The following is a 23,969-nucleotide window of genomic DNA, read 5'->3' as shown; positions in this document are numbered from 1 at the left end:
GGGCGGGCCCACGAGGGGGAGTTGGGGAGGCGCCGGTGCGGATGCGCGGAAAGCAGCCCGACGTACCGGCTCCGGAGAGCCCGTGGCACGAGATCGTGCCGGGTCTGTGGATGGGCGGGCATGAGTTCCGGGGCCGTTCGGGACGGCCGGAGCTTGCCGTCGTGCGGGATGAGTTCGATGTGGTGCAGACGCTGCTGCGGCTGCCGGGATACGGCCCCGCTCCGGGGGTCGAGCACCATGTGTGGCCGATTCCGGACGGCCCGCTGGACGGGACGCAGCTCGCCGGGGTGATCCGGCTGGCCCGGGCGGCGAACGAGGCGCTGGACGCCGGCCGCCGGGTTCTCGTGCGCTGTTACCACGGGTACAACCGCTCGGGCCTGGTCGTCGCCCACGCGCTTGTCCAGCGGGGGCACGCCTCGCCCGACGAGGTGATCCAGCTGATCCGGGCCCGGCGCTCGGCCTGGGCGCTGCACAACGAGCTGTTCGTGGAGTACCTGCGCGCGGGCCTGTCGACGGTGCGACTGCTGGAGGAGCTGGCCGAGTAGCCTCTCTTCCAGCATCACTCCGACGGGTGCAAAAACGACTTATCTATCAAATTCCGTCTAGACATAAGGTGGACGGGGCCCCGACCGACCCCGACGCCCCAGGAGCACCGTGTCAGCCCGCCGTCCCGTGCGCACCGCCTTCACCGTGGCCGTCGTCGCCGTGCTGTCGGCGACGGCGGCGGCCTGCGGGGACGCCGGTGGGCTGCAGGGCGCGGGCGCGACCCCCACCGCCGTCAGCCCGGTCAAGCTCTGGCCCGACCTGCGCCCGGCCTCCAGCCCGGCGTACCCCTACGACGTGGCGACCAGGGAGGTCGTCAAAGGGATCACGGTCCCCGGTGACGACATCCGGTCCGTGGACCCGGTGGCCGTGGTCGAGGCCGAGGTCAAGGCGCATCCGGGCGACTATGGGTCGAAGGGGGCGTATCACGCGACCGTGGACCGGCTGAAGGACTGCCGGCCCGGCGGCGACCGGGCCCGCTGTCCGCTGCTGAAGCCGTACTACCGGGACCTCACGGGTGACGGCCGGGACGACATGACGCTCGGCTTCCGGCTCTACCCGACCAACCAGACGGGCGTGCGGGTCTACACCGTCGAGAAGCACAAGCTGGTGAAGGTGCTGACCGACAACGACGCGATCATCGGGGTGGAGCTGGCCGGCCGGACGCTGATCGAGCGCTCACCGGGCGACATCTCCGGGTACGAGTACCGCGCCACCTGGGTGTGGGACCCGGAGCAGCGCGCGATGGTGTTCTCCCGCGACGAGTTCCTGCGCACCGGTGAGGGGCGGCACGCCAAGAAGGCCTCGCCGACGCCGTCGGCCTCCTCGTCCACTCCGTCCCCCTCCGTCCCCTCCCACGCCCCGTCCCCCTCCTCCGGCTCCGCCCCGGCCTCCGCCCCCGCTTCCCCCTCGGCGAGTGCGCGATGAGGCTCGTGCTTCCCCGGTGGGCCGGGCCGCTCGCCGTGAAGGCGGCCGCGTTCATCACGGTGATGTGCTGCGCACTGGCCGCACTGCTCGGTGTCCTGGTGCACGTCTCGGTGACCAACCAGACCGTCGGCCAGGCCCGCAGCCTGGCCCTGTCCAAGCTCGCGGACGCCACCCAGGCGTACGAGGCCGGGGACGCGCTGCTGCCGAACGCCGGCGTGGACCCCCGGGGCCTGCCGGCGTCGCTGCGGACGCTGGCGGCGGCCGGCAACCGCGGCACCATGGTCTCCTCGTACGACGGGCGCCCGACCATGTGGGCGGCGGGCCCGGTCGCCGGGCACCGGGCGCTCGCCGTGGCGGTCGACTACTCGCAGCAGGCCCGCACCATCGACGGGCTCGACCACTCGATCATGTGGTCGTCCGGTCTCGCGATCGGGGCGACGGTGCTGGTCGGCGTGTTCGCGGTGACCCGGGTGACCCGGCGGCTGCACGCCACCGCACGTGTGGCCCGGCGGATCAGCGCGGGAGACCTCGACTCGCGCGTCGACGACCCTCGTACGAAGGACCCGTCCCGCCCGCAGGACGAGGTGGCCGCGGTGGCCGCCGCCCTGGACACGATGGCCTCGTCGCTGCAGAGCAAGCTGCTGAGCGAGCAGCGCTTCACCGCGGACGTGGCGCATGAGCTGCGCACCCCGCTGACCGGGCTGCACGCGGCGGCGGAGCTGCTGCCGCCGGGCCGGCCGACGGAGCTGGTGCGGGACCGGGTCGCGGCGCTGCGCACGCTCACCGAGGACCTGCTGGAGATCTCCCGGCTGGACACCGGCCGGGAACGGCGCGAGGTGGACACCGAGGAGCTGGCGGCGCTGGCCCGGCGGGTGGTGCGGGCCTCGGGCACCGACACCGAGGTGCGCGTCCTGGCCGACGCGCGGGTGGAGACCGATCGGCGGCGGCTGGAGCGGGTGCTGGGGAATCTGGTGGCCAACGCGCACAAGCACGGGGCACCACCGGTGGTGGTGACGGTGAACGGGGCCGTGGTGACCGTACGGGACCACGGGGGCGGGTATCCGGATTATCTGCTGGCGCATGGGCCGCAGCGGTTCCGCACGGAGGGCGGGGCGACCGGGCACGGGCTGGGGCTGACGATTGCCCTGGGGCAGGCGGAGGTATTGGGGGCGCGCCTGTTCTTTGCGAACGCGATCGACGGTGGGGCCGTGGCCACGCTGGTCCTGCCGCTGGTCGAGGGGCGCTAGGAAGCGTCGTTCGGATCATCCCGGCGTAGCGGGGTCCGGCACGCACATCGGCCGCGTTGTCGTCCCTCGGGGCCGCTCCGAGCGCAAGACGCCCTATTTGGGTAGGTTCCCGGCATGACGAAGGCCGGAACCACCGTGGCGGCGGCGCAGACTCCCACGCCTGCCGTCCGCCTCCCCCGGCGCCGTGGCATCGAACTGTCCCTGATCCTGCTGGCGGTACTGCTGTCGGTGTACGGCTACTGCGCGGTGGGTCTGGCGCGGACCGGCACCGTCCCGCCCGGAGCCGCCGGTTACGGCGCCGGGCTCGCGGTGCTCGCGGTGTGCGCGCATCTCGCGGTGCGCATCCGGGCCCCGTACGCCGATCCGCTGTTCCTGCCGATCGGGGTGCTGCTCAACGGGCTCGGGCTGGTCCTGATCTACCGGCTGGACCGGGAGACCCCGCACGACCAGGCCGCCCCGGCCCAGCTCGTGTGGTCCACGCTCGGCATCGGGCTGTTCATCGTCGTCGTACTGGTGCTGCGCGACCACCGGATGCTCCAGCGGTACTCGTATGTGTGCGTGGCCGCCGCGCTCGGGCTGCTGGCGCTGCCGATCCTGTTCCCGGCGGTCAACGGCGCCCGTATCTGGATCCGGATCGCCGGGTTCTCCATCCAGCCGGGCGAGTTCGCGAAGGTGCTGCTCGCGGTGTTCTTCGCCGCCTATCTGGCCGCCAACCGCAGCGCGCTCTCGTACACGGGCCGCCGGCTGTGGCGGTTGCAGTTCCCGACCGGGCGGGTGCTCGGGCCGATCGTGACGATCTGGCTGCTGAGCGTCGGGGTGCTGGTGCTGGAGCGGGATCTGGGCACCTCGCTGCTGTTCTTCGGGCTGTTCGTGGTGCTGCTGTACGTCGCCACGGGGCGGACCGGCTGGATCGCGGTGGGGCTGGTGCTGGCCGTGCTGGGGGCCGTCGCCGTGGGACGCCTCGAACCGCATGTGAACCAGCGGATCGAGGACTGGCTGCATCCCTTCGCCACCATCGAGGCCGGGCAGGGGCCGAACCAGCTCTCCCAGTCGCTGTTCGCCTTCGCCGCCGGCGGGGTCCTCGGCACCGGGCTCGGGCTCGGGCACTCGATCCTCATCGGCTTCGCCACCAAGTCGGACTTCATCCTGGCCACGGCCGGCGAGGAGCTCGGGCTCACGGGGCTCGCGGCGGTCATCCTGCTCTACGCCCTGCTGGTGGAGCGCGGCTACCGGGCGGGGCGGGCCCTGCGGGAGCCCTTCGGCCGGCTCCTCGCGGTCGGGCTCGCCTCCATCCTGGCGCTGCAGGTGTTCGTGATCGCGGGCGGGGTCACCGGGCTGATCCCGCTGACCGGTATGGCGATGCCGTTCCTCGCCCAGGGCGGCTCCTCGGTGGTCACCAACTGGACGATCGTGGCGCTGCTGATCCGGGTGAGCGATTCGGCGCGCAGCCAGTACGACGGCCGGGAGGCCCGGTGAGCGAGTACGGCGGCTTCCACGAGGGCGGGCGGCCGATGGCGCGGTACATCCGGCACGCCTGCGCGTTCTGCACGCTGCTGCTGGCGGCCCTGCTGGTCAATGCGGCCCGCGTGCAGGTGGTGCAGTCCGGTCTCTACGACGGCAACCCGGCCAACCGCCGTGCCGAGATCGCCCGTTACGGCCAGCCGCGCGGTGACATCCTGGTCGGCGACGAGCCGGTCACCGGATCCGTGGACACCGGCGAGCAGCTGCGCTACGAACGCACCTACAAGAACGGCCCGTTGTACGCCCCGGTCACCGGCTTCGCCTCCCAGTCGTACGGCACCACGTTCCTGGAGCACGCCGGGGACGGGGTGCTTTCCGGCACCGATCCGATGCTGTCGCCGCTGCCGCTGTGGAACGACGTGACGCGCGGGGGCCGCGCCGCCGGGAACATCGTCACGACGCTGCACCGGGGTGCGCAGGAGGCGGCGTACCGGGGGCTCGCCGGGCGCAAGGGCGCGGTGGCCGCGATCGAGCCGGCCACGGGCCGGATCCTGGCGCTGGTGTCGAGTCCGTCGTACGACCCCGGGGAGCTGTCCGGCAACGGCGAGGCGGTGACCTCGGCGTGGGCGCGGCTCAACCACGACCCGGAGAAGCCGATGCTCAACCGGGCGGTGCGGCAGACCTATCCACCGGGGTCGACGTTCAAGGTGGTCAGCGCGGCGGCGGCGCTGGACGCGGGCGTGGTCACCGACCTGGACGCGCGCACCCACTCCCCCGACCCCTACCGGCTGCCCGGCACCAGGACCGTTCTGACCAACGAGGCCGACGACTGCCGGGACGCCTCACTGCGGTCGGCCTTCGAGTGGTCCTGCAACACGGTGTTCGCCAAGCTCGGTGTGGACGTCGGGGTGAAGGGCATGGTGACCACGGCGAACGCGTTCGGGTTCAACGACACCGGGCTGCGCATCCCGTTCTCCGTCGCGCCCAGCACCTTCGACGCGCACGTGGACCGGGCGCAGCTGGCGCTGTCCTCGATCGGGCAGTACAACACGCGGGCCACGCCGCTGCAGATGGCGATGGTGGCCTCGGCGGTGGCGAACGGCGGACAGCTGCGGTCGCCGTACCTGGTGGACCGGACGACCCGGCGCGGCGGGGAGACGGTCGCCGGGAGCGGGACGCATCCGGTGCGGCAGGTGATGAAGCCCTCGACGGCCGCGCGGTTGAAGGAGCTGATGTTGGATGTGGTCCAGGAGGGCACCGGCACCCGGGCGGCCATCCCCGGTGCCCTGGTCGGCGGCAAGACCGGCACCGCGCAGCACGGGGTCGGCAACGCCGGTGTGCCGTACGCCTGGTTCGTCTCCTGGGCGCAGGCCGACAATTCCCTGGAGCCGCAGGTGGCGGTCGCGGTGGTGGTGGAGGACGCCTCCGCGGACCGCGGCGAGATCAGCGGCGGTGGGGACGCGGCGCCGATCGCACGGGACGTGATGCGGGCCGTTCTGGGCCGGTGAGACGCTCAGCCGATCGGTTCGACCGCCTCGGAACGGATCTGGAGGGTGACCTTCGCGTAGAAGGCGAGGTCCACGTCGGACGGGTCCTGCTGGGCCGTCTTGGCGGTGATCCACCCGACCGCGGCTCCGGTATTGCCGTCGTTCCAGGCGCACAGGGGGTAGGTCAGGGTCGCGCCGAACCTCTTCTGCGTCAGCACTTCACAGCTGACCGTGGGCGAGCCGTCCTGGGTGAAGTCCCTGCGCGGCGCGGCCACCGTCACGCCCTGTGCCTCGGATGCGCCCTTCAGCATGTTGCGACGGGCCTCGTCGCTGTTCCTGAACCGGCCGTACATGCCCGACACCGCCAGTGTGCCCCTGGTCGCGTCGCCGCCCAGGTCGTAGGTGCCGACGACACCGCGGGTGTCCTTGGCGTCCCAGGCGCCGTCCGCCTCGTCCTCGATCTTCTTGCCCTCGGAGAGGTCCCGGGCGAGCTGGAACCTGCCGTCCAGCAGCGTCCTGGGCAGGGTGAGCTTGTTCTTCGCCTCGGGAAAGCCGCTCCCGGCCAGCGCCCCGATGAGCACGAGCCCCACGACGCCCGCCGTGACGACTCCGCCCACGATCCCGAGCACCAGCCCGACCCGCCGCTTCTTCGGCGGCGGGGCCATCGGCGGCATGCCCCAGGCGGCGTACGGCTGCTGGGTGTGGAGCTGGGGCGGGTACGGCTGCTGCTGCGGCGGATACGGGGCGCCGTACGGGCCGGGGACGGCCTGCGGGGGCCGGCCGTACGGGGGCTGCGGCTGCTGTCCGTACGGGGGCTGCGGCTGGTTCGGGTACTGCGGCGGCGGCATGGACACGTCGGCACGCTACTGCACCCGGGTGAAAGCCCCGGCAGTCACCTGGGCCACGCGGCCCGTTGCCGGCTCAGGCCTCCGCCGCCCCGGCCTCGATCGCGTCCCGCACCTCCGCGATCCGGTCCCGCTCCTCGGCGGCGAAGCGCTCCGCGTCCAGTTGCTCGGCCAGTTCTTCGTCCTGGGCCATCAGCAGGTCCAGGTTGGAGTCGCCCATCTCGAAGACACCCATGTCGACATAGGCCTGCTGCAGCCGCTTGCCCCACAGGCCGATGTCCTTGACGCAGGGCACGATCCGGCTGAACAGCAGCCTGCGGAACAGCTGCAGGAACTCGGAGCGCTCGCTCAGCGCCTCCGCCTCCGCCTTGGGGATGCCGAAGTTCTCCAGGACCTCGACGCCCCGGAGCCGGTCGCGCATCAGATAGCAGCCCTCGATCACGAACTCCTCGCGCTCGCGCAGTTCGGCGTCGGTGAGCTGCTTGTAGTAGTCCCTCAGCGCCAGCCGGCCGAAGGCCACGTGCCGGGCCTCGTCCTGCATGACGTAGGTCAGGATCTGCTTGGGCAGCGGCTTGTCGGTGGTGTCGCGGATCATCCCGAACGCGGCCAGCGCCAGGCCCTCGATGAGCACCTGCATGCCCAGGTACGGCATGTCCCAGCGGCTGTCGCGCAGGGTGTCGCCGAGGAGGGACTGCAGGTTGTCGTTGATCGGATAGACCATGCCTATCTTCTCGTGCAGGAACCGGCCGTAGATCTCGGCGTGCCGGGCCTCGTCCATCGTCTGGGTGGCGGAGTAGAACTTGGCGTCCAGGTCGGGCACCGACTCCACGATCCGCGCGGCGCAGATCATCGCGCCCTGCTCGCCGTGCAGGAACTGGCTGAACTGCCAGGAGGCGTAGTGGCGCCGCAGCTCGCCCTTGTCCTTGTCGGTCAGCTTGTCCCAGTACCTGGTGCCGTACAGGGACATCGCCTCCTCGGGGGTGCCGAGCGCGTCGTACGGGTCGACCTCCAGGTTCCAGTCGATGCGGGTCCGCCCGTCCCACTGCTTGTCCTTGCCCTTCTGGTACAGGGCGAGGAGGCGGTCGCGGCCGTCGTCGTACTCCCAGCTGAAGCGGGCGGCGCCGGTCGCGGGCACCTCCCAGGGGGAGGTTCCGGGGTCGTTGGCGTACAGGTCATGGGTCGGCATACCTCGCAGGCTCACACGTAGACGCGAAGTCAACAAGTCATGCGCAAGGGATTGACGGTCTTGCTGACAAGCAGTCTCATAAGAGGCGGAAGACGTACCCCGGGTAACGAGGTGAGGGAGCCATGACGACCCTGACGGAAGCGGACGCGCTGGACGGCCTGCGCGACGCGCTCGGCCTGCTCAAGGACCGGGAGCAGGTGGCCGAACGGCTGCTGGCCTCCTCCGCCAAGCACTCCTTCGACCCGGACGAGGAGCTGGACTGGGACGCGCCCTTCGAGGAGGGCAAGTGGTTCTGGCCGCCGGAACTGGTCTCGCTCTACGACACCCCGATGTGGCGGCAGATGTCGGAGGAGCAGCGCATCCTGCTCTCCCAGCACGAGGCGGCGGCGCTCGCCTCGCTCGGTATCTGGTTCGAGATCATCCTGATGCAGCTGCTGGTCCGGCACATCTACGACAAGGCGGCGACGAGTGCGCACGTGCGCTACGCGCTCACCGAGATCGAGGACGAGTGCCGGCACTCGAAGATGTTCGCGCGGCTGATCGCGCGGGGGGACGCGCCCTGGTACCCGGTGAGCCGGGCTCACCAGAACCTCGGCCGCCTCTTCAAGACCATCTCCACAACCCCCGGTTCCTTCACCGCCACTCTCCTCGGTGAGGAGGTCCTGGACTGGATGCAGCGGCTGACGTTCCCGGACGAGCGGGTGCAGCCCCTGATCCGGGGGGTCACGCGCATCCATGTGGTCGAGGAGGCCCGCCACGTCCGGTACGCCCGTGAGGAGCTGCGGCGCCAGATGATGACGGCGCCGAAGTGGTCGCAGGAGTTCACCCGGGTCACGTCCGGGGAGTTCGCCCGGGTGTTCTCGGTCGCCTTCGTGAATCCCGAGGTGTACACGAACGTGGGCCTGGACAAGCGGGAGGCGATGGCCCAGGTGAAGGCCAGTGCGCATCGCCGCGAGGTCATGCAGACCGGCGCAAAGCGGCTCACCGACTTCCTGGACGACATCGGGGTGCTCCGGGGGGTCGGCAGGCGGCTGTGGAAGGCCTCCGGGTTGCTTGCGTGAAGGGGTGGTTAGACTGGCGAGGCGGCCGGGATGATCATGTGATGAATCGTGGCCGCAGTCGTCAACCATCTTTCATTCCACGGGGTTTACAGTGACTTTCCTCAAGCACATGGCCCGCTCGGCGGGTGTGATGGCCGCAGCCGGATGCATCGGCGTGGCCGTCATGACCACCCCCGCCCACGCGGCGAGCGGGGACTGCGAGAAGAACTACACGTGCGTGTGGTCCAAGGAGCACTACACGGGCCGGTACGGAAAGGTGAACACCCAGCTCGGCGCCTGCAACAACAGCCGCTCCGTGCCCATCCGGTCGATCAACAACAACACCCGGCACATGCTCAACCTGTATTCGAAGACGGGCTGCAAGGGCAAGGTCTTCTCGATGAACTGGGGCGTGAAGGTGCCCGACGGCTTCCCCTTCGGTGTCATGAGCTTCAAGGGCGTCAACTAGGGGTGTCGTTCGGATCGGGCCGGCCGTGACGAGCGGTGCCGACCGGCGGGATGATCCAAACGACATCCCCCAGTCCCACGCCCACCGGGCACCCGGCACCCCCACCGCCCGGCGACTACGCTGCGAGGCATGACCCCGCAGGCCACCACCCCCGCCTACCGTCGGCTCAGTGTCGAGGAGCGGCGCAGTCAGCTCCTCGCCGCCGCGCTCTCCCTCTTCGCGCACCGCGCACCGGAGGACGTGTCACTGGACGACGTGGCGGAGGCGGCGGGGGTCTCCCGCCCGCTGGTGTACCGGTACTTCCCCGGCGGCAAGCAGCAGCTGTACGAGGCCGCGCTGCGCTCCGCCGCCGAAGAGCTGCAGCTGTGCTTCGACGAGCCCCACGAGGGCCCCCTGCTGGCCCGCCTGTCCCACGCCCTGGACCGCTATCTGGCCTTCGTCGACGAGCACGACACCGGCTTCAGCGCGCTGCTGCAGGGCGGCAGCGTGGTGGAGACCTCACGGACCACGGCCATCGTCGACGGGGTGCGCCGGGCCGCCGCCGAGCACATCCACGGCCACCTCGGCGTCACCGACCCCGGCCCCCGGCTGCGCATGACCGTCCGGACGTGGATCACGGCCGTGGAGGCGGCCTCCCTGATCTGGCTGGACGAGGACAAGCAGCCCCCGGTCGAGGAGCTGCGCGACTGGCTGGTGGAGCAGTTCCAGGCCATGCTCACGGTCACCGCCGGCCGGGACCAGCAGACGGCCGCCGTCGTCGGCGCGCTCGCCCGCAATGACCGAGACTGAAGCCGTGAAGAGTCAGGACACCCCCTTCGAGGGCGGCCCCATGGACGGGCGCGTACTGCCGGTCCTGGTCGGCCCCACCGGGCACCCCCCGAAGACGTACCGCATCCCCGTCCCGGACCCGGGCGGCGGCCCGGCGACAGAGCTCGTCTACCGCCGCGTGCCGCGCGGACACAGCAGGCGGCTCGGCCTGATCCAGGGGTGGAAGTACCAGTACGACCCGGACGACACCTCCGGCGGCAGGCTCCGGTGGCCCTGGTCCAAGCCACAGGGCACGCCGTCCGGCAAGCCGGACGACGCGAACGGGTGACAGGCTTGCGCCGAACCGCGCACGCGCGGGGCGCGGCCCGCGCGGACACGTCTGATTATCACGTGATGATCCCGGTGCGACGAGCGGCGGACAGTCCGCCCTCACCGGCACCGGAGGTGAAGACGTGTCAGGAACGCTCTTGCGCCTGGCCTGTACGGCAACGGTGGCGGCCCAGGCCGTCCTCACACCCGCACCCGCTCCGGCCGCCCCCGACCCGCAACAGCGTTCCGTCGCCGCACTGCTGACCGACCTGCAGCAGCTGTACCGGCAGACCGAACAGGCCACCGAGACCTACGACGCCACCGCGGAGAAGCTGAAGCGGCAGCGCGCCGAGGTGTCCCGGCTCGACGACGAACTGACACGCGCCCGCCTCGCCCTGGAGGACAGCCGGACCGACGCCGGGCGGCTGGCCCGGCAGCAGTACCAGAGCAGCGACGGTCTCGGCCCGTACGTCCGCCTGCTCCTCGCCCGCGATCCGCAGCACGCGCTGGACGAGGGTCATGTCATCGGCGAGCTGGCGCGCGAGCGGGCCCGCACGGTGAGCCGGCTGACCGCCGCCGAGAAGCGGAAGGACGCCCTGGCCCGGGCGGCCCGCAAGGCCCTCGACACCCAGCTCGCCCTGGCCGGCGAGCAGCAGAAGCAGCGCGACGGCATCCGGTCCAGGCTGGGCGAGGTGGAACGCCTGCTGGCCTCCCTCACACCGGCCCAGCTGACCGCGATCGCCGGGCTGGAACAGCAGGGCGTCACCGAGGCCCAGCAGAGGCTCAGCACCGCCGGCTCCCTTCCCGACGACCGCCCCTCCTCCCCCGAGGGCGACCGAGCGGTCCGCTACGCCATGGCCCAGCTCGGCAAGCCCTACCAGTGGGGCGCGCAGGGGCCTTCGGCGTACGACTGCTCGGGCCTCACCTCCGACGCCTGGTCCCACGCGGGCACCCCGATCCCCCGCACCAGCCAGGAGCAGTGGAAACGGCTGAGGAAGGTCCCGCTCCGCGATCTTCGGCCGGGTGACCTGGTCGTGTACTTCCCCGAGGCGACCCACGTGGCGATGTACGTGGGAAACGGCAACGTCGTACAGGCACCGAGACCGGGAGAGCGCATCAAGGTCTCCCCGATGGCGTCCTACCCGATCCTCGGCGCCGTCCGCCCCGATGCCGGCGCACTGGAAAGCGACCCCGCCGGCGTCAGCGGGTCGCCTCGACGCTGTCGGCAGGCGCCCAGTGCAGTATGTTGAACACGTTCAAATCTGGAGCTCGGGCACGGGGGTGGAGATGGCGACAGAGAGAGGACCCGCCCGCAGACTTGGGTACATCCTGGGGCGAATGGGGTGGTGTGCGCTTACATACGTGCTCCTCCACACCGCAGCGTGGGTGGCCGTCTCGCAGACCGTCTGGTGGAAAGAGACCTTCCTGGAGGTCATGACGCTGGGGATGGGCATGCTGCTGATCATCGGTGTTCCCACCCTCTTCATCGCCATTTTCGCGGTCTGGGTCCACAGCCGGATGGAAACGGTCCGGTTCCGCGTGCTGCTTGCCCTTCCGCTGGTCGTCTGTGCTTGTCCCCTCCTTGCGAGCAGCGCCGCCGAACCTCTGGCGTTCCAGGTCATGGCTCAGATCGCATTCGCGGCACTGATCCCTACGCCGTTCTTCCCCCCGGGGTGGCTCGAAGAGACCACGCGGTGAATCATGCGGCCTTCGCGCTCGTGGTTCGCATCGAGAGAGCTTGGAGCCAGGGGACCCCGACGGCCCCGGCACAGCCGGGGCCGTCTGCGGGCCGTCCGCCTGTCAGGCTCCGGCCACCGAGGCCAGGTAGGCCGCCGTCTTCTCGGCATGAGGTGCGCGTAGATCCGTGGCGTCAGGGCGGCGTTGCTGTGCCCGAGGCACTCACTGACCGCCTTGATGTTCTCCCCTCCGTCCAGGAGCGCGGACGCGTAGAAGTGCCTCAGCGCGTGCATTCCGTGCTCGCGTGCCGCCGCGTAACCGGCCGCCTTGGTCTGCGGCTTCGGGATGACGCCGGCCGCGACGAGCGCGGGCTTCCACGCCTCCTCGTTCAGGGAGGTACACCACACATGGTTGCCCCCAGGCGCCATGAAGATGAGCCGCCGGGTCACCTTCGGCCCGTCCGGTGTCTTCCAGGGCAGCGTGATCTCGACCTGGGGGATGCGGGGCTTGCCCTGGAGGTGGCCCAGGACGTGGACACATCGGGCCTGTCGCCGGAGCGGCAGTCGCGTTTCTTGCTTGACGTGGCGCGAACACACGCGCAGCGGTGACACGTCGGCGAGGCCACAGCCGCGATCTTGGAGGCGGAGGCTTTGGCGCCCGAGCAAATCCAGGACCACCACCTTGCCCGCGAGGTCACCCTTACTCATAGCGGCCGTGAGCGTCTTGGGGACGCTTGGCCGGCGGCGGACTGACGGCAGCAGTTACGTTCCGGTCGGAACGGCGCAAGGATGCAGCCCAGTCAGGGCAGCCGGAGGCTCGGCGCAGAGGGTGCAACTTGAGGGGCCCCTCGATTCGTGGTTCCGGATCCGCGATCGCTTGGATGACCGCCTCGACGCCTTCGTAGCAGCAGCTCGCAGCGCTATGGGCGATCTGCTTCGCGCGAGTGGACCTGAGCGGTAGGCAGCGGCAGCTCAGCCGGGGCGGACGACCCCACCGGCCGGGCCGCCCCTGGGCCGTCCGAGGCCGCTCAGCGTCGATTATTGACGACTACTACTGCAACTGATCTGTGGTCCCGAATGAGGTCGGTTCATAGGGTGTCGATCTCCCAAGCGACGACGCCTGTCGCTCCCTTGGTGCCTTCGACATCGATGCGCACCGGCTGGTGCACGGTGATCCTCTGCTGGACCACGGACTGATCGCACGGCACCTTGTTCTTGGTGCCGACGCTCGCGGGTGTCAGGGTCAGCCGTGCAGTGCCGGTTCCGGCGCACGCCAGCTTGAGCCTGTAGGTCCTACCCTGCCCCAGGGAGGGCTCGGTGTGGATGCCGTCCGTCACCCGCTCCGCGCCGGATTCGACCAGCTTGCCGTTGTGTACGGCAGCGAGGGCAGCCTGCGCCTTGGCAGTGAGCTTCTTGTCTGCCGCCTCGGTTGTGGTCTGCGAAGCGCTCACGGTACTCGGCGTATTTGTTGCGCTGCCAGCTTTGTCGCCACTGGAGGTGCACGCGGTAAGGACAAGAGCTGTCGCCGCGACGACGGACCCGGTGAACCAGAGCCGCGTGCTCGGATAGGTCATGAGGAGGTTTCCCAATACTTCCAACCGGTCTCGGACGTGGGCAGGATGGCCGATCCGTGGCCGATCTCGACGCCGCCACAGTCGCGGCCGCTGCCGGAACGGTATCTCTTCCATATCACCTTGTAGCCCCACGAACCGTACTGGAGATGGCCGTACTTGTTGCTCGAGATCGAGTGGGAGTAGGTGTGTCCCGTCGTCACGGTCACACTGCCACCAATCTTGTAGGTGATGCTTGCCTTTGCTTTGAAGATGACGCCACTGGCCTCGAAGTCACCACTGCCTGACACATCGGCCGAGATGGTCCCGCCCTTGGTGACGGAAACCGAGATGGAACCACCCGGACCGTCCTTGTACTTGGTTCCGTTCCACCAAGAACCGATGTGGTAGGCCTGCTTCGAGGTGATGCTGTACCACGTGGACGGTGTGTCGCACAGGGCCGGCGTGTTGTCCTCGACCGGCTGGTCGATACCGTCTTCCCAGCCCTGTCTGTCGTTCACGTCTGTGGTCTGACTGGCTGATATCTCGGCGTTGTCTGACGGTACGTCCTCGGCAGCCGCCGTGCCGGCAGTGACGAAGCACAGCAGCAGCGCAGTGGCAGCGCCGGTCATAGCGCGCCGTGAACCGATGCCCATGTGACAGCCTCTCGGTGGACCGCCCCCGTGGCGATCAAGCACCTGGACACTATTGCGCCCGACATGTCCCCGACAATTGAAATGTCACGGCTCTGAGGAGAACTTGAGCCTGCACCGCCTTCCACAGCTATTTCCAGTCAGAAAGGCAAAATCGTGATGGGGTGCATGACCCCCGGTAATCCTCCAGATCAGCCGGCGAGCGGTTGAAACGGGGTGACGGACTCGCACTCCTGGCTAGGGGCAAAGGGCTTCTCTCATCGGATTGCAGCACGCACGCGGGCTGAGTGTCCCGCAGTATGACGACGCCGAGGGACCAGTGACCCGAGCCTCAGCCCAAGCAGTTCCGCCAATCTCAGTCGTTCGCGGACAGCTCTCGACGCATCAAGTCTCGGTAGGCGTAGTGGCGCTTCTGAAATTCCATGGCTTCTTCCATGGTCATGCCTTCCTTGGCTACATAGACCTCAGCAGCGGCAGTCTGCGCTGTGTGCGCCTGTTCCCTCAGGAACGCCAACAGGTCATCGGCCGTAGCCCCTGGATGCAGCTCTAGCCATGTCGCGGCCAACTGGTGGCAGTACGTATGCATCATGGCTTGGTTGTGCGCCAAGAAGTCATGCGTGGCGTTGCGGTTAGGCATGGGTCAAGCATGTCGTGTCTGGCGCACCCGCGTGGCTCTTTTCGCAACCAGGTGCTCCAACTGCACAGGAGCCATCAGCAGCCACCACGTCCATGCTTCGCACCGACGCGAGGGCGGCCGACGTCGGCCAACAACGACAGACGACGACGGCCGAACCCCCGGTCAGAGACCCGTCATGCTCCGGTGACCGAGGCCAGATAAGCAGCCGTCTTCTCCGGCTCGTAGAAGAAGTTCTCGAAGTCGGCCGGATCGTTGAACGCGTTGGCGAACCGGTCGGCCACCGGCTGCAGCTGTCCCGCCGCGCCTATCAGGTTCAGGATGTGTTCCGGCGGCGGCATGAGCATCGCGTTCGTCCACTTGGTGACGTGCTGGGCCGTGGCCCAGTACCGGTCGAACGTGGCCTGCATCCACTCCTCGTCGAACGGCTTGTCCCCGTGCTCCAGGATCGAGGCGAGGTACGCGGCCGCGCACTTGGCGGCGGAGTTGGAGCCCTGGCCGGTGATCGGGTCGTTGGCCACGACGACATCCGCGACGCCCAGGACCAGGCCGCCGCCGGGCAGCCGGCCGATGGGGTTGCGCACGGTCGGGGCGTAGCGGCCGGCCAGCGTGCCGCCCGCGTCGGTCAGTTCGACCTTCGTGGCCCGCGCGTACTCCCACGGAGTGAACCTCTCCATGAGTTCCAGGGTCAGGGAGAGGTGCTCGGCCGGGTCCTTGACGCCGTTGAAGACGTCGAGCGGGCCGCCGGGTATGCCCTCCCAGAAGAGGATGTCGGCCGCTCCGGAGGTGGTGAACGTCGGCATGATGAACAGCTCGCCGACGCCGGGGACGAGGTTGCAGCGGACGGCGTGGTAGTCCGGGTGCTCGGGGCGCGGGCCCAGCCCGTGGACGTACGCCACCGCCAGTGCCCGCTGCGGCTCGCTGTACGGGGAGCGCGCGGCGTCACGGCCGAACATCTGGACCAGCTCGCCCTTGCCGGCGGCGATCAGGACGAGGTCGTACGTACGGGAGAAGTAGTCGAGGTCGCCGACCGCCGCGCCGTGGATGACCAGCTGGCCGCCGCGCTGCGCGAAGGTCTCCATCCAGCCGGCCATCTTCACCCGCTGGTCGACCGACTGCGCGTACCCGTCGAGCTTGCCCACCCAGTCGATGGCCCGCTGCGTGGGGCCCGGGTCGTGCGAGCCAGGGGCCGCGACCGAGACGCCGATGCCTTCGATCTTCGGGGCCTGGGACTCCCAGAAGTTCAGCTGGAGATCGCGCTCGTGCTGCAGGGCCGTGTCGAACATGCACTGCGTCGACATGACCCGGCCGGTGCGGATCTCGTCCGCGGTCCGGTTCGACATCAGGGTGACCTCGTAGCCGTGCGACTGCAGGCCGAGGGCGAGCTGGAGGCCGGACTGGCCGGCTCCGACGACGAGTATCTTCCGCATGCGGGGGTGTTCTCCTACTCGGGGGTGACGTCCAGGGCGTGGCCCACGAGGGCCAGGAGAGTCTCGATCACCGAGATCCTCCGCCGCGCATCCATGATCATTACAGGTATGTGCGCGGGGACCGTCAACGCTTCTCGCACGTCCTCCGGTTCGAAGCGCTCGCTGCCGTCGAAGTGGTTGACCGCGACCACGTACGGCATCCCGCAGCTCTCGAAGTAGTCCAGCGCCGGGAAACAGTCCTTGAGCCGGCGGGTGTCGGCCATGACGACCGCGCCGATCGCGCCGCGCACCAGGTCGTCCCACATGAACCAGAACCGCTGCTGGCCCGGCGTGCCGAACAGATAGAGCACCAGGTCGTCGTCGAGCGTGATGCGGCCGAAGTCCATGGCCACGGTGGTGGTCAGCTTGCCGGGGGTCGCGGTGAGGTCGTCGGTCTCCTCACTGGCCTCGGTCATCAGCGCCTCGGTCTGCAGGGGCGTGATCTCCGAGACGGAGGTGACCAGGGTGGTCTTGCCGACCCCGAAGCCTCCCGCCACGACTATCTTCGTGGCGATGGGGGCGCGGGTGCGGTCCGTCTGCCAGGACTTCAGGTCCTCGTCCGGATCGGCGTATCCGGTGGCGAGGGGGGTGACGCCGGTGGCGTCAGAGACGGCGGAGTCCACTCAGCACCCTTTCCAGCAGCGCGCGGTCCGGGCGGCCGGTGCCGTGACCGGTTCCGGTGCCGTACACACGGATCTTTCCCTGGTCCGCGAGATCGCTCAGGAGCACGCGGACCACGCCGAGCGGCATCTTCAGCAGCGCGGCGATCTCGGCCACCGTGCGCATACGGCGGCACAGTTCGACGATGGCCCGCATCTCCGGCATGACCCGGGTGGTGACGGAACCCGTCGTCAGTTCCTTGCGCTCCTCGGGAGCCTCCAGCGCGGCCACGAACGTCTCCACGAGGAGGACGTGGCCGAAGCGGGTACGGCCGCCGGTGAGCGAGTAGGGGCGGACGCGGGCGGGTTTGCGGTCGCCGCCGCGCATGGGCAGCTTCTTGGCCGTGCCGCTCATCGGGCGCTCCCCGCCGATTCGGCCTCCAGGGACTTGCGCAACTCGCTGCGGAGTTCGGGGGTGAGGACGTGGCCGGCGCGGCCGACGAACAGCGCCATGTGGTACGCGACCACGCTCATGTCGCACTCGGCGGAGCCGTGCACACCGAGCAGCGAGCCGTCGCTGATCGACATCACGAACAGGCTGCCCTCCTCCATCGCGATCATCGTGTGCTTGACCCCGCCGAACGCCATGAGCTTCGCGGCGCCGACGGTGAGGCTGCCGATGCCGGAGACGATGGTGGCGAGGTCGGCGGAGGAGCCGCGGGGGCCCTTCGCCGGGAGGGCCCGGCGGGACTGCTCGGTGTGACCGGGGTCGGACGAGAGGAGCAGCAGGCCGTCGGAGGAGACCACGGCGACCGACTGGATGCCGGGAACTTCCTCGACCAGGTTGGTCAGCAGCCAGTGCAGGTTGCGGGCTTCACTGCTCAGTCCGTACGTACTGGGCGCGGTCAACTGCTTGCCTCCTCGGCTGTGCCCCCCGTGGCTTCTGTGGCTTCTTCGGCTTGTGCGATTTCTGCTTCTACGGCGCGGTAGCCGGCCTGGGCGCCGCTGCGGAAGCCGCCGAGCCTCCTGCGGAGGGCTTCGGCGTCGACGGTTCCGGTCCGGCGGCGCGGGGCCTGGGCCGGTGCGGTGATCTTGGGGGTGCGCTTGGGGAGGCCCTTGGCGGTGACCGCCTCGGCTTCGCCTTCGGCGGGGCTTTCGTTCCCACCCGCGCCATCCGTGCGGCTCTCGTCGTCGGGTGCGGGTGGCCCCTGCGGGGCGTGTCCGCCGTCGGCGGCCGGCGGGTCCGTGAACCGTGCCTGCGGCGCATCGGTGCGGTCGGCCGTGGGCTCCGTCGTGAGGTCCGGGAGGAGCAGCTCCATCGTCGTCTCGGCGTACGTCTCCGCCGGGGCCTTCGGGCGGGTCTCCGCGGTCTGCGCACCCGCGTCGGCCTGCTCATGGACCGCCTGCACCGCGTCCTCGGCGCGCCCGGCGCGGGTGTCCCCCGCCGTCGGCTCGGAGCGATCGCCGAAGGCCGCCCGCACCGCGTCCTGGGCCGATCCGCCGAAGGCGGCACCGTCCGCCTCGGCGACCGAACCGCCGAAGACACCCTCGGTCGCCTCGGCCGCCTCATCCCCCGGTCCCCCGGAGCCGCCCTCTCCGACCGAGCCCCCGGCAACACCGGAAGCAGACACGTCCTCTGCGGCCGGCTCACGGAACGCGAGTACGTCCTCCGCCGACCCACCGGAGACGAACGCACCCTCCTCCACCGACCCGGCGGAGACAGAGGCACCCTCCGCCGCCGTATCCCCAGAGGCGGGCCGCCCCTCCCCGGACCCACCGGAGACGGCCTCCTCCCCACCGGAAGCAGACACGTCCTCTGCGGCCGGCCCAGGGAACGCGAGTACGTCCTCCGCCGACCCACCGGAGACGAACGCACCCTCCTCCACCGACCCGGCGGAGACAGAAGCTCCCTCCGCCGGCGAACCGCCGGAAACAGGAGCACCCTCCGCCGAACCGCCGGAGGCAGTCGCCCCCCGGACAGCTCGTTCTGCCAGGGCGACCAGTGGGTCGGGGTCCTTGGGGCGGGTGGGGAGGACGTTGGAGTTGACCTCGGCGTCGGCGCCGGGGAGGGAGAAGGTGCCCGTGGTGCTCAGGGACGAGGTCTGCGGGGGCAGGGCGGTCGGGGGTGCCTCGGTGAGGAGGGTGGACGGGAGGACGACGACCGCCGCGATGCCGCCCTGCTTCTGCTCGCGCAGCTGCACACGCACCCCGTGCCGGTGGGCGAGGCGGGCGACGACGTACAGGCCGAGGCCGAGGCCGGCTTCGCCCTCGTTGTCGTAGGGGGACTCGGGGTCGAAGTCGGTCAGACGGGTGTTGAGGTGGTCGAGGCGCTCGGGCGCCATGCCGATTCCCTCGTCCTGGACCGAGAGCATCACTTCGCCGCTCTCCAGGAGCCACCCGGAGATCTCCACCGGCAGCTCCGGCGGGGAGGACGACGTGGCGTTCTCCATCAGCTCGGCCAGCAGGTGGGAGAGGTCGTCGGCCGCGAAGCCCGCCACATGGGCGTGCGGGGGCAGGGCGGCGATACGGACGCGTTCATAGCGTTCGATCTCGCTGACACCCGCCCGGACCACGTCGACCAGGGGAACCGGGCCGTGGTGCTGCTGCACGTGCTCGGCACCGGCGAGGACCAGCAGGTTCTCGCTGTGGCGGCGCATGACCGTGGCGAAGTGGTCCAGCTTGAAGAGGGTCGCGAGCCGCTCCGGGTCCTGTTCGCGGTCCTCCAGGCCCTCGATCACCGCGAGCTGGCGTTCCACCAGCCCGAGGGTGCGCAGCGAGAGGTTCACGAACGTGCCGCCGATGCTGGTGCGCAGCCGATCCAGCCGGGCCACGGCGTCGGTGAGTTCGGCGCGCAGTTCCTCGCGGGCGTCGGCCATCTTCTGGCGCTGGCCGACCAGGTGTTTGCGGTCGGTCTCCAGGGTGGCGATCCGCTCGCCCGCGGCGACGGCCTGCTCGCGCAGGGCCACCGCGTGCGCGTGCAGGGCGTTGACCGAGCGGACGACCTGGGCGAACTCGTCGTTGCGGCCGGTGAAGGCGATCGGTTCCTGGGTGGTCGGGTCGTCCGATTCCGCGAGCCGGGCCGAGCCGCGGCGCAGCACCGACAGGGGGCGGGTGAGGGTACGGGCCATGGCCGTGGCGATGCCGACCGCGGCCAGCATCAGCGCGCCGAGGACGGCGATGCGGATCTCCAGGGCGGTGACGTCGTCGTCCCGGAGCTGCGCCAGGTCCTTGGTGCGGTGGTCGTAGAGGGCCGATTCCGCGCCGCGCATCAGGTCGACGCGGGCGGACAGGGCCGCGTCCAGCTTCTTGGTGCTGGTGGTCAGCTCGCTGTCGGCCAGCGTCGGCTGGTCGGTGAGCGTGGCGAGGTACTTCTCGGCCGAGTTGACGTCGGAGCCGGTGACCGTGGAGTCGTAGGAGTCGACGGCCGCCTTGGGGGCGGTCGCACGGAAGTCGGCGAGGGCCGCGTCGGCGCGCAGCCGGGCCTGCTGGGCGGCGGCGGTCAGCTGGTCGCGCTGCTTCCGGTCGGCCGCGGAGGCGGTGGAGGTCGTGGTGGGCAGGCCGGTGACCGGGTTGATCACGGTGCGGGTGCCGGACGGCACGTTCAGCGCGGCCAGCAGCAGGCCGCGGGCGGCGGCGGACTGCTGGACGGCGGTGTCCAGTCCGGCGAGCGCATGGGCGCCGGAGCCGGCCCGCGGGGGCGTCTGCTCGGCCAGCTGCTCGGCGAGCCGGTGCAGCGCGGCGATGGTCTCCGAGTACGCCTGGTGGGTCTGGAGGGCCGAGGTCTTGCCGGTGAGGGCGGCCCGGCGGACGGCGTCGATGCCGTCGAGGTCGCCGCGCAGGCTCGCCGGGGTGTCGGTGTCGGCACGCAGCTCCTCGACCTGCCGGTCGACGCGGGCGCTGCGGTCCTCGGACGGGGCCTTGGCCTTGGGGCGGCCCGCCGCGATGTAGGAGGTGACCTCGTCGCGCTCGTCGGCGAGGGAGTTCGCGAGGGCGAGGGCGTCCTGGGTGCGGGCGGCCAGCGTCACCAGGTCCTGGGAGTCGCTGACGTCCTGCGAGGCGGTGAGCAGGGAGGGCGCACCGGCTCCCGCGACGGCGGCGGCCACCACGGCGACGGCGACGATGAGCCGGGTGCGCACATGGGTGGGGCGGCCGGTGCCCGCGGGGGTCTGCTGGGCGGTCCCCGTGGGAGCCGTCTGCCTGCCTGTGCGCCGAGGCCGCTTTTTCTGCACCGGTGCTCGCAATCCTGAACTCGTCTACCCAAGGCACCGGGTGGCGCCCCGTCATCTCGGTGCCAAGTGGTTCGTACACCCGGTTCGTACGGTTCCCGACCCTCCCAGCGCCGGTGGGCGGTGGTCGCGCATCACCTGACCCGCCACCCGAAGGAGTGAACATCGGAGGAGAGTTGACGGGCAAGTTCCCGTGGCGCGTGCGGTGCCCTTGTACGGCACGCCGGTTGGACGCACGCCGCAGGCTTTGGCAATATTCGCCGCCACGCCTTCCCGGAGCCGCTCATTCCCGCCCAAAACAGGCGGCTGACCTGCGGGGTCGGGTCAATTCGGCGGAGCTTGCCAGCCTTTGGCGCATCCTGTGAAGGGGTCGTGCAGACTGGCTGGATGCGAACCGATCTCGTTTCGGAACCCGGCGACGTGAACCGACCCAACGAGGACTTCGCCGGTGCCGGACTACCCGCCTCCGGACAGGGAGGTTGCGTGATCGTCCTGGACGGGGTGACCCCGCCGAGAGGCGGGACGGGGTGTCTGCATTCCGTCCCCTGGTTCACCGCGCGGCTCGGCGGCGCGCTGACCGAACTGACCGTTTCGAGCAGAGATCTGACACTGCCGGAGGTTCTCTCCCGGGCGATCGGCCGCACGGCCGGGGCCCACGCGGACACTTGTGAGCTTTCTCACCCACGGACCCCCCAGGCAACCGTCGCCCTGGCCCGCTGGTCCGCCGACACGGTCGAGTACCTGGTGCTGTCCGATGCGGCGCTGCTGCTCCAGGGGCCCGACGGGACGGTCACCCCGGTCCTGGACGACCGTCTCGCCCGGATCCCGCGCTCCCGGCTCGCCACGGACGCCCTGGTGGACGCCACCCTGCGCAACAAGGAGGGCGGATTCTTCACGGCCGCCGCCGACCCGTCGGTGGCCGCACGCGCGGTCGCCGGCAGCCTGCCCCGCCGCGAGGTCCGCGCCCTGGCCGCGCTGACGGACGGCGCGACCCGCTGGACGGAGAAGTTCCACGAGGGCGACTGGGCGGCCCTGTTCGACGTGGTCGCGAAGGAGGGCGCCCGGTCGCTGGTGGACCGGGTGCGGGATCTGGAGACGGCGGACCGGGAGGAGCGGGCGTTTTTGGGGCGGAGCAAGACGCACGACGACGCGACGGTCGTGTATGTGGAGCTGTGACCCCGGTCGAGGGCTGACCCCGGTCGAGGGCTCCTACTTCTCCATGACGCCGTTCAACTGGTGGAGCAGCCGGGCCAGTTCCGCGACCTCGCGGCGGTCCCAGTGGGCGAGCTGGCTGACGTACCGGGCGCGGCGCGCCTCGCGGACCTTGCCGACCCGGCCGCGCCCCTCGTCGGTCAGGGTGACGAGCCAGGCACGGCCGTCGGCGGGGTCGGGCTCGCGGGCAATCAGGCCCAGCTCCTCCAGGGCGCGCAGCTGGCGGGACATGGTGGCCTTGCCGACGCCGATGTAGGCGGCGAGTTCCGTGGCCCGCTGCCCGCCGTACTCGTCCAGGCGGATGAGCAGGCCGTACGCGGAGGACTCCAGATCGGGATGGACCTCTCGGGCCATCTCTCCCTGGTTGGCCCGCGCTCGCCGCAGCAGCACGGTCAACTCCCGTTCCAGCGCCAGGAATTCCTGGTCCGCGCCGGCGGGCGTCGCCTTGTGGGCGCCGCGCTGTGCGTCGCCGTTTCCGTCCTCGTGCACGTCAGCACCCCTGCTCGGTTTCCCGGTCCTGAAAGTTTCTGCCAAAAGTCGTCATTGCCGCAGCTCCGTAAGTATTTCGCAGGCGTAGACCAACGGCAGCGTCCGGACCCCCTTCCCACGCCGTCATCTACGTGCGTAGCTTCTTTATCAGGCAATCAATGGCATGCCCACGCCAGTGCGGCCACTCGGTTCACGGTCACCGCCTCGTTCCCCCCACCCCACATCCCGGAGGCACGTCATGCCCGTGCACAGACCCGGCTCCGACCGCTCCGCCCGCTCCCTGCGCCCGCGCCCCCTCGCCGTCCTCGTCACGGCCCTGCTCGCGGCGCTCTCCCTCACCCTGCCCCTCACCTCCGCCCACGCCGCGACCACCCCCAGCCGCGGCTCCGCCCGCATGGGCATGGGCGTCCTCGCCCACGACGGCCGAAACGGCACCCCCGCCCCGGGTGCCGTCACCCAGACCGAGGGCGTGGACGTCTCCGCCTACCAGGGCAACGTCGCCTGGTCGACCCTGTGGGGCAGCGGGGTGCGCTGGGCGTACACCAAGGCGACGGAGGGCACGTATTACACGAACCCGTACTTCGCCCAGCAGTACAACGGCTCGTACAACGTGGGCATGATCCGCGCCGCCTATCACTTCGCGACCCCGGACACCACCGGCGGCGCCACCCAGGCGAGCTACTTCGTCGGTCACGGCGGCGGCTGGTCGCGCGACGGCAAGACCCTGCCCGGCACGCTCGACATCGAGTGGAACCCCTACGGGGCGGCCTGCTACGGCAAGACCGCGAGCCAGATGGTCAGCTGGATCGCCGACTTCATCAACACCTACCACTCGCTCACCGGCCGCTACCCGGTGATCTACACGGCCACCAGCTGGTGGACCCAGTGCACCGGCAACTACGGCGGCTTCGCCGCGAACAACCCGCTGTGGATCGCCCGCTACGCCTCGGACCCGGGGACACTGCCGGCCGGCTGGTCGTACTACACGATGTGGCAGTACACCTCCTCCGGCCCGACGGTCGGCGACCACGACAAATTCAACGGCGCTCTGGACCGGGTACAGGCCCTGGCCAACGGCTGATGCTCCTGTGGTGGCCCCTGCCCGCCCGGCAGGGGCCGCTTCCGTTGCGTTGGTGCTCTCCGCCGCCCGGGATCATGCTGGTCAGGGAGAGCCTGCCG

General features: G+C 70.3%; 25 protein-coding genes. 13 read left to right on the top strand and 12 right to left on the bottom strand.

From position 1 onward, the window contains the following. Positions 1 to 35: 35 nt before the first annotated feature. From ACIGXP_RS06330 to ACIGXP_RS06310, 5 genes are all read left to right on the top strand, one after another. Positions 36 to 545, top strand: a complete 510-nt coding sequence (locus tag ACIGXP_RS06330; RefSeq protein WP_363214414.1) for a protein phosphatase — start codon at positions 36 to 38, stop codon at positions 543 to 545. Between the two features lie 109 nt (positions 546 to 654). Beyond that, positions 655 to 1,470 carry a hypothetical protein gene (locus ACIGXP_RS06325; protein WP_399764568.1) on the top strand — a complete coding sequence of 272 codons (816 nt, stop codon included), beginning with the start codon at positions 655 to 657 and terminating at the stop codon, positions 1,468 to 1,470. Further along, positions 1,467 to 2,717, top strand: coding sequence for an ATP-binding protein (locus ACIGXP_RS06320; RefSeq protein ID WP_399764565.1), 1,251 nt, complete (start codon positions 1,467 to 1,469; stop codon positions 2,715 to 2,717). Before ACIGXP_RS06325 ends, ACIGXP_RS06320 begins: the two co-directional genes overlap by 4 nt. 114 nt (positions 2,718 to 2,831) lie before the next feature. Continuing rightward, positions 2,832 to 4,193 (top strand): FtsW/RodA/SpoVE family cell cycle protein, encoded by a 1,362-nt coding sequence (locus tag ACIGXP_RS06315; protein ID WP_399764562.1) that lies wholly within the window; start codon positions 2,832 to 2,834, stop codon positions 4,191 to 4,193. A gap of 35 nt (positions 4,194 to 4,228) precedes the next feature. Then, the gene (locus ACIGXP_RS06310) at positions 4,229 to 5,686 is read left to right on the top strand and encodes a peptidoglycan D,D-transpeptidase FtsI family protein (protein ID WP_399764882.1); all 1,458 of its coding nucleotides are present in this window, start codon (positions 4,229 to 4,231) and stop codon (positions 5,684 to 5,686) included. Between the two features lie 5 nt (positions 5,687 to 5,691). Here the strand turns inward: ACIGXP_RS06310 and ACIGXP_RS06305 are convergent, their stop codons facing one another. Next, a complete protein-coding gene (locus ACIGXP_RS06305; protein ID WP_399764879.1) occupies positions 5,692 to 6,513 on the bottom strand; it encodes a hypothetical protein in 822 nt (273 codons plus the stop codon). 73 nt (positions 6,514 to 6,586) lie between these two features. After that, positions 6,587 to 7,696 (bottom strand): ferritin-like domain-containing protein, encoded by a 1,110-nt coding sequence (locus ACIGXP_RS06300; RefSeq protein ID WP_363214418.1) that lies wholly within the window; start codon positions 7,694 to 7,696, stop codon positions 6,587 to 6,589. Between the two features lie 122 nt (positions 7,697 to 7,818). On the opposite strand from ACIGXP_RS06300, the gene ACIGXP_RS06295 reads away from it, so the two are divergent. The 6 genes from ACIGXP_RS06295 to ACIGXP_RS06270 all read left to right on the top strand — a co-directional run bounded on the left by ACIGXP_RS06295 (position 7,819) and on the right by ACIGXP_RS06270 (position 11,980). Next, positions 7,819 to 8,757, top strand: a complete 939-nt coding sequence (locus ACIGXP_RS06295) for a diiron oxygenase (protein ID WP_399764559.1) — start codon at positions 7,819 to 7,821, stop codon at positions 8,755 to 8,757. Positions 8,758 to 8,848: 91 nt separating this feature from the next. Further along, positions 8,849 to 9,205 carry a peptidase inhibitor family I36 protein gene (locus tag ACIGXP_RS06290; RefSeq protein ID WP_363214420.1) on the top strand — a complete coding sequence of 119 codons (357 nt, stop codon included), beginning with the start codon at positions 8,849 to 8,851 and terminating at the stop codon, positions 9,203 to 9,205. Positions 9,206 to 9,334: 129 nt separating this feature from the next. Beyond that, complete coding sequence (locus ACIGXP_RS06285) at positions 9,335 to 9,994, top strand: TetR/AcrR family transcriptional regulator (RefSeq protein ID WP_399764555.1); 660 nt, start codon at positions 9,335 to 9,337, stop codon at positions 9,992 to 9,994. Positions 9,995 to 9,998: 4 nt separating this feature from the next. Further along, positions 9,999 to 10,301 carry a hypothetical protein gene (locus tag ACIGXP_RS06280; RefSeq protein WP_399764553.1) on the top strand — a complete coding sequence of 101 codons (303 nt, stop codon included), beginning with the start codon at positions 9,999 to 10,001 and terminating at the stop codon, positions 10,299 to 10,301. 124 nt (positions 10,302 to 10,425) lie between these two features. After that, entirely contained in the window at positions 10,426 to 11,532 is a 1,107-nt protein-coding gene (locus tag ACIGXP_RS06275; protein ID WP_399764550.1) for an NlpC/P60 family protein, read from the top strand. Between the two features lie 112 nt (positions 11,533 to 11,644). Next, a complete protein-coding gene (locus tag ACIGXP_RS06270; protein WP_399764548.1) occupies positions 11,645 to 11,980 on the top strand; it encodes a hypothetical protein in 336 nt (111 codons plus the stop codon). Here the strand turns inward: ACIGXP_RS06270 and ACIGXP_RS06265 are convergent. The 9 genes from ACIGXP_RS06265 to ACIGXP_RS06225 form a co-directional block, all read right to left on the bottom strand. Beyond that, on the bottom strand, positions 11,908 to 12,387 hold the full coding sequence (locus ACIGXP_RS06265; RefSeq protein ID WP_399764876.1) for a tyrosine-type recombinase/integrase: 480 nt from the start codon (positions 12,385 to 12,387) through the stop codon (positions 11,908 to 11,910). The two genes, ACIGXP_RS06270 and ACIGXP_RS06265, sit on opposite strands and share 73 nt — an antisense overlap. Positions 12,388 to 13,046: 659 nt before the next feature. Then, entirely contained in the window at positions 13,047 to 13,532 is a 486-nt protein-coding gene (locus ACIGXP_RS06260) for a hypothetical protein (RefSeq protein WP_399764545.1), read from the bottom strand. Next, positions 13,529 to 14,140 (bottom strand): hypothetical protein, encoded by a 612-nt coding sequence (locus ACIGXP_RS06255; protein ID WP_399764542.1) that lies wholly within the window; start codon positions 14,138 to 14,140, stop codon positions 13,529 to 13,531. Before ACIGXP_RS06255 ends, ACIGXP_RS06260 begins: the two co-directional genes overlap by 4 nt. Positions 14,141 to 14,516: 376 nt before the next feature. After that, positions 14,517 to 14,798, bottom strand: coding sequence for a hypothetical protein (locus tag ACIGXP_RS06250; protein ID WP_399764541.1), 282 nt, complete (start codon positions 14,796 to 14,798; stop codon positions 14,517 to 14,519). A 173-nt stretch (positions 14,799 to 14,971) separates the two neighbouring features. After that, entirely contained in the window at positions 14,972 to 16,225 is a 1,254-nt protein-coding gene (locus ACIGXP_RS06245) for a styrene monooxygenase/indole monooxygenase family protein (RefSeq protein WP_399764538.1), read from the bottom strand. Positions 16,226 to 16,239: 14 nt separating this feature from the next. Beyond that, entirely contained in the window at positions 16,240 to 16,887 is a 648-nt protein-coding gene (locus tag ACIGXP_RS06240) for a GTP-binding protein (RefSeq protein WP_399764535.1), read from the bottom strand. Further along, a complete protein-coding gene (locus ACIGXP_RS06235) occupies positions 16,868 to 17,278 on the bottom strand; it encodes a DUF742 domain-containing protein (RefSeq protein ID WP_363214427.1) in 411 nt (136 codons plus the stop codon). Before ACIGXP_RS06235 ends, ACIGXP_RS06240 begins: the two co-directional genes overlap by 20 nt. Further along, complete coding sequence (locus tag ACIGXP_RS06230; RefSeq protein WP_363214428.1) at positions 17,275 to 17,772, bottom strand: roadblock/LC7 domain-containing protein; 498 nt, start codon at positions 17,770 to 17,772, stop codon at positions 17,275 to 17,277. Before ACIGXP_RS06230 ends, ACIGXP_RS06235 begins: the two co-directional genes overlap by 4 nt. Then, positions 17,769 to 21,092 carry a nitrate- and nitrite sensing domain-containing protein gene (locus tag ACIGXP_RS06225; RefSeq protein WP_399764531.1) on the bottom strand — a complete coding sequence of 1,108 codons (3,324 nt, stop codon included), beginning with the start codon at positions 21,090 to 21,092 and terminating at the stop codon, positions 17,769 to 17,771. Before ACIGXP_RS06225 ends, ACIGXP_RS06230 begins: the two co-directional genes overlap by 4 nt. Before the next feature lie 384 nt (positions 21,093 to 21,476). On the opposite strand from ACIGXP_RS06225, the gene ACIGXP_RS06220 reads away from it, so the two are divergent. Next, on the top strand, positions 21,477 to 22,265 hold the full coding sequence (locus ACIGXP_RS06220) for a protein phosphatase 2C domain-containing protein (protein ID WP_363214430.1): 789 nt from the start codon (positions 21,477 to 21,479) through the stop codon (positions 22,263 to 22,265). A gap of 33 nt (positions 22,266 to 22,298) precedes the next feature. Here the strand turns inward: ACIGXP_RS06220 and ACIGXP_RS06215 are convergent, their stop codons facing one another. Next, positions 22,299 to 22,790, bottom strand: a complete 492-nt coding sequence (locus tag ACIGXP_RS06215; protein WP_363214431.1) for a MarR family transcriptional regulator — start codon at positions 22,788 to 22,790, stop codon at positions 22,299 to 22,301. Positions 22,791 to 23,028: 238 nt separating this feature from the next. Between ACIGXP_RS06215 and ACIGXP_RS06210 the strand changes: the two genes are divergently transcribed. Beyond that, positions 23,029 to 23,871, top strand: coding sequence for a lysozyme (locus ACIGXP_RS06210; protein WP_363214432.1), 843 nt, complete (start codon positions 23,029 to 23,031; stop codon positions 23,869 to 23,871). The last annotated feature ends 98 nt before the right edge of the window (positions 23,872 to 23,969 follow it).

The organism is Streptomyces sp. NPDC053069, from assembly GCF_044546895.1.
Lineage (GTDB): Bacteria > Actinomycetota > Actinomycetes > Streptomycetales > Streptomycetaceae > Streptomyces.
The sequence above is the reverse complement of the archived record's forward strand: the minus strand, read 5'-3'. Positions and strand labels throughout refer to the sequence as shown.